Raw genomic sequence first — 10,181 nt, 5'->3', positions numbered from 1 at the left:
TTGGCGCAGTTTTATACTACAAAATCCTTAACAATAGAAGCCATGTCATACTAAATGGGAAACCCTACGCACACGCCTAAGGGCGCAGTGTAAAATTTAAAAATACCCGCCTATGCCTGCGGTGCTGTAAAAAACACACACAAGGCTTAGGCGGTTTATATTTTCAGCGGAGAACGCAGGATGCGAAAGCTATTATTCCTTATTATTGCCGTTATTCTTATTTTTCCGGCAGTATCATTTGCTTATGTTATCTCTTCGTCGAGCACTTTAAATGCAACATTAACAGCAACAGGCGGCCAGCAAACCTGGACAGCTGTTTTTAAAAGGCGCAGTGATAACGTGCAAGTCAGTTCCTTTACCTGGCCTACGGTTTCTGCAGGGAGCCCGGGCTATAAAATAGCCAACCAATATATTGAACTGACTGCAAGAGTGACAAACATTATCAGCTGGCGGATAATTATTTACACTGACAATACCGTAGCAAAAACAGGTTTCAGGCCGTATACGGGCAGTGTTTCTACAGCAGCGGTTATGAGTTTTGGCTTGGTAGGCCAGACCGTAAGCCCTGACGGATCAAAATATGGAATTCCTTTGTGTTGGCTGGTTTTAGATGTGACATCAGCTACACCGACAACGCCGGTATTTTCAACGAGCAGGCCCGGTACAGGTACTGCAGGTTTTACGAACTATATGTGGAAATTTATGCAGGATAAAGGAAGAAAAAATGTTAACGGAACTTCCGCCTGGAACCCTGCATCAACTTATGTCCGCGTCTGGGATAATGCAGGTTTTTACTGGAATGAAGACCCGTCAAAAGCAGCGGCTTCGACTGACAACAAAATATATATCTACTTAGGTATGGATTCCACTCAGACAGTGGCTCAGTTTTACACGACAAAATCTCTGACTTTAGAAGCTATGCAGTTATAATAAAAACATTATATTAAAGGCCTCTGAAAATAATTTGAGATTGTTGAAAAAACCCAATAATCTCTGGCAGTTGTCCCGTCCCGCTTTGCGGGAGGATTCAACAGCTAAAATTTATTGACTTTTCAAAAAGGCCTTTTTTTATTTCCGCCGCATAAAAACCCATCTTGTCGCTACACTAGGCAGGTAGGTCCCGCCTTGCGGAATTGTCTCTAACGGGATTTAATAAAAAGCCTTGATGTTTTGAATACTATTGTATATACTAATACAAGTATTATATACTACTATACAAATAATTAGGCATGTTAAAACTTGTTTTATAAACTATAATATTTTTCAAGAGTTTTACATATTTTTTATATATTTTTTTCTATTTTAATGTAAAATAATATTAAGAACACAGTATGATTTAAAATATTTTGGATATATATAACATAGTAATATAGAGATTTTATTATGAAATACATTTTCCTTAAAGATAAATTTATATTGAGGGAGTGATCGTTTTTCGTATTTCTTACAACGATCTAAATTTGTAATTGAGTTTGCGATTAAGATGCTTGCATAGGAAGACATTTTATAAAAACCGTGCAGGGCGGTGGGTTCTAACTTGAATAACATTTAAATCTCGATAAAAAAATGAGCGGAGGTGATAAAAAAAGCGTAGATTTTAAGTTATTGTCGGAAAAATAATATTCTGACAAGAAAAATTAACTTAAAGGAGGTGGTAATTGCAAGGAGGCGGTGCAGTAAAAATAGAACCCAAAGGTTCATCAAAAGGTCGAAGTAGAGTTAGAAATTAGAGGAGAATTAAAATGAATATCAAAAGATTATTATTAATCGTCGCAGCCTTAGCGATATGCCCGATGATAACATTTGCTTATGTTATTCCGTCCAGCCATACTTTCACGGCAACAGTTTTACCTACGGGAGGTGTGCAGACCTGGGATGCTGTTGTGAGAAATGTAAGTAACAACGCTGTCGCAACTCAGGTTCAATGGAGCGGTGTAACTGCGGCCCAGCAAGGTTATAAAGTAGCTGACCAGTATATCGAGGTCAGCATAACAATAACCAATCTTATCAACTGGAGAATGCTTGTTTATACCAATAACACGAACTATACCGGTAATAAATCCACGGCAGCTACCAAGGGTTTCGGCTTAGTCGGACAGATTGATACAAAATACGGGCTCCCAGTTGCTTGGAAAGTTCTTGAAAGTACCGAAGCAGTTACAGTACCGCTATTCAGCCTGAACAGAGGAGATGGGACGCAAGGTTTTACAGATTACATGTGGAAATTTGTTCAAGACAAGAATTTGTTGAATGTTAATCTTACGTCAGCATGGGACCCGGCATCTACGTATGTCCGCGTATGGGATAACACAGGTTTTTACTGGAGTGAGAACCCGGCACTTGCAGGGCTTTCAGCGGATAATAAAATCTATATGTATTTAGCTTCTGACTTTACACATTCATTAGCTCAGACGTATTCTACGAATTCGTTGACGCTGGATGTGCTACAGTTGTAATTTGTGATATAGGAATTTGAAAATCCTATACTTGATTACGGTGATTACGTTTATAGACTGTGTCATAATTACTGTTTTTTGACAAAAAAACGAATGTATTGATTATTTGACACAATATATTGCATATTTACCAAGAATGCTAATTGTGACATAGTCTATTAGGGAGACCGTGGTTTTGTGTCCCTGCAGCTGGGCGCAGATTAAAGCAAAAATCACTTATAAATCACTGTGATCTTGAAATTTATCGCTGCAGTCAACAAGTTCCCGAAGGAATAAACATGTAAAAGTTAAATTGAATTTTTTCGTCCCCCCGTTTATTCAGGGGGACGAAAGGTCAAGAGTTTTTTAGCAGTGTCCGAACTCAGGTATATCTTAAAGATGGAATTGGATATTTAGTAAGACTTTTCATTACGATTCGGCTTAGAGGGAGAAGCAATTTGACCCTTCAGGGTCATCCTGAACACATTCACTATACTCAATGTAAAACTCCGTTAAGGATCCCCATGTTTAACTTCAAGAGACCCTTCGGGTGCACCTCAGGATGATACTTCATGTCAGATTGCCACGTCATCCGCAGAAGGTTCACTGGAGGGCTCTATAATGGCCTCCATAGATGACCCAAGGATAAAGCTTTTTCTTTCAACTTTATAAATATATATGAAAAGGATTAATAAATTATTACTATTTATATTTTGTTTTTTAATTGTTATAATTATCGGTATTAGAAAACTAGATGCCGGCAGCAATATAACTACGACTTTATATAACGATAGCGGTATAATGAGCGGGACTCAAGTTTACACGGGTAGTTCAAATGGTGCAGCCACATTTAACGGCGCCTATACAGGCACTGTGCCCAATTCTGCAACTCCGGGAGTAGCAGGTGACTCAGCAAATTGTTTCAAAGCACAATGTAATACCGCAACCAATGAGTGGTGGGGTGTTTTTGTGCCTACAACAAGTCCTATGAATATGTCGGCTTATTCAGGCGGAAGCCTAAAATTCTGGATAAATACTTCCACGTATAACGTTATTTTCTCGTTAGAATATTTAAATGCAAGCGGAGCAAAAGTTCAAAAATCAAGAAGCCTCCTCAACAGCGGTTATGTATCAGGCACAGATAGATTGCACTGGAAAGAGATAACTATTGCTCTAAGCCTTTATACATCCCAGGGCGTGAATTTAACTAAGATAACGGGCCTTTTTATACCCAAGCTAACATCAACAGCTGCGGACCCTAATCAAACTTTTTATATTGACAATGTCAGGTGGCTTGCGCCGGGCGGAGCGGTCACAACAATAAACATTGCTCCTAATTCTCCGTCACTAATGAAGGGCCAAACTCAGAATTTAACCGCCACTTCTTATAATGCTGGCGGACTGGTTGTCGATCCTTCACCTCCTCTTGCCTGGACAGTACAGTACAGCACAGTCGGCAGTGTCAACCCGGCATCCGGCAACTCTACGGTATTTACGGCAAATTCGACGGATAAAATCGGGGATAAAACCAGAGTTTATGCTATGAGAGACGCTACAGGAACAGCGACTGTAAGCATTATAGGCGTAGCAGGGCCAGGTGCTACGAAAGTCCAGATTACCAGCAATAGAGTTTATGTGGACGATAATCTTTTTACGGTTAAGGGCTTTTGCGGCGAGTTTACGCCTGTGGGCCAGAATTATACCTATGACTGGTCTGTGTCGACGTATAATTACAGGAAAGACAGCAACCTGATCAAAGCTGTCGGCGCCAATACCTTAAGGCTCTACAAGGTGCCGTCAAGTCACGATGCGCTTATGGAGTTTTTCAACAATGGAATTTATGTCATTCTTACTTATCCTGTCAGCGCTACGGATGTGATTAATGATCCGACGGGAACAAATAGTATAATTCCGGGATTTAAGAATATGGTTTATAGCCATATGAATTACCCGTACACGTTATTCTGGTGTGTAGGAAATGAAGTCAATAAATCCCTGACTACTGATGCTCAGAGGGCTAACTGGTATGTGATTGTTGATTCCTGCGCAAAGGTTGCTCATGAATTGGAGCAATCACAAGGCATAATTCCTCACCCGGTAACTACTGCTAATGCTGAAATCGCTGAAATAGGCAATGCAACGTATAAAGCTAATGATGCTTTTATGGCGCACCTGGATTTCTGGTCAACTCAAGTTTACAGGGGCCCTACTTTTGGAAATTTATTCACAACTTTTGTAGGAAAATCAGCAAAACCTCTTTTATTGACCGAATACGGCTGTGATGCCTGGAATGGCAGCTCTGGTGTTTATGACCAGGTTACGCAAAGTAATTATCTGCTGGGCCTGTGGGGTGAAATACAGGGCAACCTAAGCCCGAGCGGCACAAGTAGATGCCTGGGCGGGGTGCTGTTTGAATGGCGTGATGAATGGTGGAAAGCCGGCAATGTCAGCCTTCACGATACAACCTCCGGCTGGACAGCTTCCGGATATTCTGACCCTTATATGAACGAGGAGTGGTGGGGGGTTTGCGCTATATCTTCAAATGTGGCCGACCGCAATATAAGGCAGGCTTATTATTCCATAAAAGAGCAATGGGGAGGATTGCAAACTATACAGGCAAACATAAACGGGGGTAGCACTCTTACATGGGGAGGTACCATAACAGCAGGTTCACAAACCTGGAAAGTCGCAGATTATCCGATAACTGTCACTGCAAACACAACGTTCCCGCAGTTTGTGGTTCAGTTTTATACGGACAATTGTAATCCTGGGGCAAACCCAAAATATATAGGCCCTCTAAGCACTCCGACAGGAAGAGGTTTTAATTTAGTCGGAGTAAGCAGCACGAGTTGGGGGCTGGCTATGTGCTGGAAGGTCACTACCAGCCAGATTACTCCTGTCACACCGGTGTGGCTAAAAGACCGGGGTGATGGATCAGAAGGATTTACAGATTATCAATGGAGGTGGATGAAGGATAAGAGCCAGACGACTGCTTCAGGCGGGCCGTATTTTTCTAATATGGAAGAATACATCAGGGTCTGGTCTCAGGGGGTAGGCCCGTACGGTTTGGACGGGGTATACTGGGCAGACCACACAGGAACAGATGTCGATCCGGCTCCAGGTCTACAGCCTTGCCCTGCACCCGCAAGCGCGCAGACTTTTATTTATGTTGCGGTGCGGCTGAACGATTCGTATGCGCAGCAATATACCACCAACAAACTTATTTTAGATTATATTATTCCATAAGGAGATTGTTATGAAACGTTGTTTGATGTTGTTGATGTCAGTCCTATTTTCTTTTTCCCTTGCTTATGCAGGCATATCTATTCTGCCGATGCGATTTGAGTATTTGAGCGATCCCGGGGATGTTTTTGAGGGAGCCTATAAGATAACGAATCAGGAAAAAAATGATGTCAGGGTAGATGTAAATTCGAAAGATTATTACATTGCTGATGAAAACACGGGTATGAAGCAGGAAACCTGGTTTGAAATGCCGGTGCGTGAGTTTGATTTAAAACCGGAGGAAACGAAAGAAGTTAAATTTAAAGTTAAAGTCCCAAAAGATGCAAAAGGTTTTCTTATGGTCTTAAACAGTTATCTGGTACAAAATATCGAAAAAAATGGAGAAGTGGCTGACCAGATGTTAAAAACGCAGTACAGTATCCCTGTGTATGTCAGGATAAGAAATACTGAAAAATTCGGTTTGGATATCGGTGACCTTGAGCTTTCAGGGAATTCTTTCGAGGTCAATGCGATGGCAAAGGTATCCAATATAGGGAACTCATTGCTTAGGCCGTTTGGCAGCGTTGAAATCTATCGTAAAGGTTTTTTATTAAGTAAAAAAACAGGGAATTTTGAATTAAAACAGGGCTGGCCGGTATTCCCCAAGCAGACAGAAACGTATCAGGGCAAAAAAGACGGGTTTAGTTTGAAAGGCGGAAAATACAAAGCTGTGCTAAAAATCTGGACCACTGAACCTGTAACTATAAGGGTTAAAAAAAGTTATAATTTTATCTTGGCAAATGAACAAATAAAGATGCTAAAAAAAGCAAAATAGCCGTAGTTTGCCCGACTATTTTTAAACCCTGCTGCATCTTCCGAAGGTTGTGAAATTGTCCGGCAACTTCAGGGCCAGGCCTGATAGAAACACTCTGGTATGGCAAGACGTTGTAACCCAGCTTTTGCAATAGGATTTGAGAACCGAGACGAAAAAGAGCAAAATTTTTCTGCACTAAAAAAGTGCAGGCATACCCGCTGTGGTATGTTGAACTTTTTTAGACAGAAAAATGAAGCTATTTTATGTCGAATTCCAAAGTCTATTACAAAATCTGGGTTTAAGGATGAGTGATGAAAGAATGCTGAAAAAGCTAAAAAAGATTATCACCAATATAAAAGGTTTATGGGGCACGGCTGTTATTGATAGCAGCATGACTGCGAAGCAGTCTGTTTCAGTTTGCAGCAAGATTGCTTCTCCGGCTAAACGGGGCCGCAATGACGGCAATGTTAACAAGCCTAAAGCTTATCGGTTTAAAATCTCTTTTGTTGTGGCTTTATTAAGCTTGCTTTCGTTATACCTGATCGACGGCTATGCTAAGCATTTTGTTTATATAGCTCAAAAAAATGGACGTAATACACCGATAAAAATATCTGACCATCCCTTGCCGGTTTCTTTTACTATCGGAGACGCTATGTCTTTTGTAGCTTCGGTTAATCTGGTCCCTGTTACTGTTGCCCATGACCCCCTGCAGCAAATCTCTCCGTTTAATAGAATGGTTTGCATAAAGGCGAGTGCTTCCAACGATTACCCTCTCTCCCATGTAAATATTTATTATTCCACGGATAAAGATACCGAAATTTCTACGCAAACCATTATAGCTTCCTATCGTACGGATTATTTTGTTTTTACGACTACAATGACTATAGAAAACAGCAGCGCTCAATATTTTTACTACCGTATGGAAGCTGTCAGTACCAACGGCAAACACGGTTATTGGCCAAATACAGCCGGGAATTATGCTGAAGTAATAAAAGGCAAATTTAGTGATATCATTTTAAAGACCGTAGATTTTAGTGCCATGCAGTACCTCTTTTGTAAAGTTCCTATAAGCTCTGAAAATACCTCAACTATTACAAATAAAGGAGGCACGGCATATCTTTTTACAGGGAATCCTTATACGGGCATTACTTCAATTGAGGTTCCTGATGGAGCAATAGATTCAAGCATAAATCTTAAAATAACCGAGCTTGTCCCTTCAACACTTGCTGACGGCAGCCCACCTGCGGTTTCACAAAAACCGGTGTATGCTTATAGTTTTGAACCGGAAGGGCTTGTATTTAAAAAACCTGCAAAAATATCCCTGGCCTTTGAAGATTCAAATGATAATGACTATGTTGACGGAACAAGTTATCCTGATACAAGCCTTAGGATGTTTTGGTGGGATGGCGTGGCCTGGAGATACATGGGCGGTGATGTTGACACAACCAGGGACGTGGTTTCCTATGACAGGATTACACATTTTAGCATGTATGCGCTTTTTCCTGTAGCTAGCGCACTCTCCAGCGATGATTACAGGCCTAAAGAAAGAATAATAACGCCGGCAACTGTTGACACAAAGAATGATTATATTAACTTTAGCGCACTAGCCAGCGACGACGTCGTAAATATTTATGATATCACGGGAAAAAGGATAAGGCAGCTGTCGGGAAATGCAAACCTTGCCTGGGATGGAAAAGATGAAAATGGAAAACTAGTTGAGAGCGGTTTATACATCTATCAGATCAAAAAAGGAAAGGATATCATAAGCGGCACTGTGGTTGTGGCGAAATAACTTAACGGCAGGGATAAGGGGTAAGGTATAAGTGATAAGTAGAAAATAAAGGTAAATGAAATGAATAAAAGATTAAAAGCATTATTTAATCACTTTTATCACGCAGTCTTGAAAACCACGGGGGCTTCGACTGAGCAGTTCGATTTCACTCACTGTCCTGAGTTTTCGAATGGGTTCAGCCGAATGTCCATGCATGTGGAGCTTCATAATAAATCAAAAATATATTTCAAAAAATATATGTTTTTTATTGTTTTTGCTCTCTGTTTACTTACCCATTACACCTTATCCATTACCCCTGTTTTTGGAGCTTTCAAGGACTCCGGCTGGGGCGTAAGACCTGCAGGTATGGGCGGTGCTTTTGTAGCTGTAGCAGATGATTCAAACGCTTCTTTATATAATCCTGGCGGGATAGCTCAAATCTCTAAGAATGAAGTCACTTTTATGTCGTCACGCTTGTTTACGGGTTTAGAAGGAGTTGATCTAGGGCTTAATTATCTGTCTTATGTGCATCCTTTAAATAAGAAATACGGCAGTTTAAGTCTTACCTGGTCGTCGCTGTTTTCTCCCGGTCTTTACAGGGAAGATACGGGCAACTTTACCTATGGACGTTTAATAAAAAAAGATTTGGCTTTAGGGGTTAACGCTAAATACCTGCGTAAAGAATATACTTTGGATGTAAGGACCTATAATGACCCTGTTTTTGAGTCAGGGAGCTCAAAAGATGCTGTAACATTTGATGCCGGCTTTTTGTTTTTTGTTCCTAAAACGGATATAAAGATAGGTCTTGTCAGCAAGAACATTACCAAGCCCGATATGGGGTTAAAAACCCAGGACGTTGTAGAAAGTGAAAATACCGTAGGAGTATCTTATTATAATGCAAAACTTCCGTTTTTAAAGCTGCCCTATTTTACATTCGCCCTTGATTATGTATCCAGAGCTGATGTGGTTGATGTGCGCAGCGGATTAGAAACCTGGCTTTTTGACGGGCGTTTTGCTGTGAGGCTCGGCTGCCGAACCAGCGAGATTTCGACAGGCCTGGGCTATGAAATAAGCCTGTCTTCAAAATACAAACTTGTAATTGATTATGCCTTTGGTTTGCCGCTTGAAATTCAGGAAAGCACGGGATCTCACAGGATAGGTGTAACAATGAGGTTTTGAGATTGTTGAAAAAAACCAACAATCTCTGGTTCAATCTGTAAAATCAGGGTCTAGTGTGTTTTTCAGCGGATAAAAATTCACAAATATTTTACACCTTTTTTTATATTATTTCTTTATATTGCAATATTATATATTATAATACAGAAGTAAATTTAGGTAAAAAAATGATTAAATATAAATTTAATTATCATAAAGTACTAAAACCTGAGGGCTTGAATATTTTGATCGCGGGTTGTGTAATTGCATCGATCCTCATCAACGGGTTGATGGTTAAAGTTAACATAGACCAGAATGAGTATGAACTTTTTAAGAATGCATTTAGAAACCAGTCGGCGATTTTGGAGCTTTTTACGTTATCATCGCTACCGATTAATCTAGTATATAAGATATTCTACGACGGCAGAAGCTGTGTTTCGTCTGGCGCTTCAAGAAGGCCTTCCGATACAAGTTCTAAAACTAAAAAAAATACATCTGCAGATTATTCTCTGGTCAATGATTTTACGAACAAATCAATAAGAACAAAGCTGGAGAAAATTTATAACCAGACAGATTCAGCATTTCCTTTTATGGTTGACCGTAAGGATGCTTTCCTGGCTTTTTTCTCTCAAAACGCAGCTCCCCCTGTTAACATTTTTATAATGCTTATTCTGGCAATGTTCGTTTTACTTCCGAGGGGGTCCATCGAATATATAGTTTCAAAAAATATAAATAGACAAAGAAATGCCCAGCTTAAAGTATAAGCTGGGTTTTTCTTTTAGGG

Annotated in this window: 7 protein-coding genes; all 7 read left to right on the top strand. The window is 40.3% G+C overall.

The window, feature by feature from the left end:
• The first annotated feature begins 180 nt into the window (after window positions 1-180).
• Window positions 181-930 carry a hypothetical protein gene (locus tag LHV68_04600; GenBank protein ID MCB4791149.1) on the top strand — a complete coding sequence of 250 codons (750 nt, stop codon included), beginning with the start codon at window positions 181-183 and terminating at the stop codon, window positions 928-930.
• Between the two features lie 812 nt (window positions 931-1,742).
• Window positions 1,743-2,456, top strand: a complete 714-nt coding sequence (locus LHV68_04595; protein ID MCB4791148.1) for a hypothetical protein — start codon at window positions 1,743-1,745, stop codon at window positions 2,454-2,456.
• Between the two features lie 657 nt (window positions 2,457-3,113).
• Window positions 3,114-5,681 (top strand): hypothetical protein, encoded by a 2,568-nt coding sequence (locus tag LHV68_04590; GenBank protein ID MCB4791147.1) that lies wholly within the window; start codon window positions 3,114-3,116, stop codon window positions 5,679-5,681.
• 10 nt (window positions 5,682-5,691) lie between these two features.
• Window positions 5,692-6,492, top strand: a complete 801-nt coding sequence (locus LHV68_04585) for a hypothetical protein (GenBank protein MCB4791146.1) — start codon at window positions 5,692-5,694, stop codon at window positions 6,490-6,492.
• Between the two features lie 283 nt (window positions 6,493-6,775).
• Window positions 6,776-8,263 (top strand): T9SS type A sorting domain-containing protein, encoded by a 1,488-nt coding sequence (locus LHV68_04580; GenBank protein MCB4791145.1) that lies wholly within the window; start codon window positions 6,776-6,778, stop codon window positions 8,261-8,263.
• Window positions 8,264-8,323: 60 nt separating this feature from the next.
• Window positions 8,324-9,421: a hypothetical protein gene (locus LHV68_04575; GenBank protein MCB4791144.1), complete on the top strand. Its 1,098-nt coding sequence runs from the start codon at window positions 8,324-8,326 to the stop codon at window positions 9,419-9,421.
• Between the two features lie 164 nt (window positions 9,422-9,585).
• Complete coding sequence (locus LHV68_04570) at window positions 9,586-10,161, top strand: hypothetical protein (protein ID MCB4791143.1); 576 nt, start codon at window positions 9,586-9,588, stop codon at window positions 10,159-10,161.
• The last annotated feature ends 20 nt before the right edge of the window (window positions 10,162-10,181 follow it).

The organism is Candidatus Liberimonas magnetica (assembly GCA_020523885.1).
In the GTDB taxonomy this organism is placed as follows: domain Bacteria; phylum Elusimicrobiota; class Endomicrobiia; order Endomicrobiales; family JAFGIL01; genus Liberimonas; species Liberimonas magnetica.
The sequence above is the reverse complement of the archived record's forward strand: the minus strand, read 5'-3'. Positions and strand labels throughout refer to the sequence as shown.

What these genes read in the sequence shown, in the direction of transcription:
- LHV68_04600 (MCB4791149.1), top strand. Translation starts at nt 181, where the DNA reads ATGCGAAAGCTATTATTCCTTATTATTGCCGTTATTCTTATTTTTCCG.
- LHV68_04595 (MCB4791148.1), top strand. Translation starts at nt 1,743, where the DNA reads ATGAATATCAAAAGATTATTATTAATCGTCGCAGCCTTAGCGATATGC.
- LHV68_04590 (MCB4791147.1), top strand. Translation starts at nt 3,114, where the DNA reads ATGAAAAGGATTAATAAATTATTACTATTTATATTTTGTTTTTTAATT.
- LHV68_04585 (MCB4791146.1), top strand. Translation starts at nt 5,692, where the DNA reads ATGAAACGTTGTTTGATGTTGTTGATGTCAGTCCTATTTTCTTTTTCC.
- LHV68_04580 (MCB4791145.1), top strand. Translation starts at nt 6,776, where the DNA reads ATGAGTGATGAAAGAATGCTGAAAAAGCTAAAAAAGATTATCACCAAT.
- LHV68_04575 (MCB4791144.1), top strand. Translation starts at nt 8,324, where the DNA reads ATGAATAAAAGATTAAAAGCATTATTTAATCACTTTTATCACGCAGTC.
- LHV68_04570 (MCB4791143.1), top strand. Translation starts at nt 9,586, where the DNA reads ATGATTAAATATAAATTTAATTATCATAAAGTACTAAAACCTGAGGGC.